Source organism: bacterium (assembly GCA_020440705.1).
Classification (GTDB): Bacteria; Krumholzibacteriota; Krumholzibacteriia; order LZORAL124-64-63; family LZORAL124-64-63; genus JAGRNP01.
The window spans coordinates 1-580 of record JAGRNP010000337.1; the positions used below are offsets into that span (position 1 = coordinate 1).

Sequence of the window (580 nt, forward strand, 5' to 3'; positions counted from 1 at the left end):
GTCGGCGACGTCGAGCAGCTGGTAGCGATTCCGGCCGCCGCCGAGGATCGGGAAACCGTGTCCCTCGCTGGCCCATTCGTAGAGCATGCTGAACACGCCCAGACGCTCGGGGCCGACGAAGGTCTTCGGCCTCAGCACCGGCACGCACAGACCGCGCGTGCGAAACCCTTCACAGATCCGTTCGGCGTCGATCTTGGCCTGACCATAAGGCCCCACGCCTTGCAGCGGATCGGTCTCGACGAGGGGATGATGGTCGGGGATGCCGTAGACCGCGGTCGAGGAGATGAACACCACCCGTTGCACGCCGTGCGCCAGGGCGGACTCGAGCACGATCCGTGTGCCGTCGACGTCGACGGCGTGGATCTCCTCGGCACGATACAAGGGCAGCGCCGCCGCGCAGTGAGCCACCCAGTGCACGCCCGACATCGCGGCGTCCACGCAGTCACGGTCCCGCACGTCGCCGACGCATGACTCGACGCGATCGCGTTCCGGATGGTCGAAGGGCGCACAATCCAGGGCGCGCACACGATGACCGCTCTCGAGCAGCTGACGCACGAGGTTGATACCGAGAAAGCCCGCG

Annotated in this window: 1 protein-coding gene; it reads right to left on the bottom strand. The window is 67.2% G+C overall.

What is annotated here, in order from left to right; translation table 11 throughout:
* Nucleotides 1-580 (bottom strand): NAD(P)-dependent oxidoreductase (locus KDM41_18680; protein ID MCB1185450.1); only part of this gene is annotated, 580 nt, incomplete at both ends.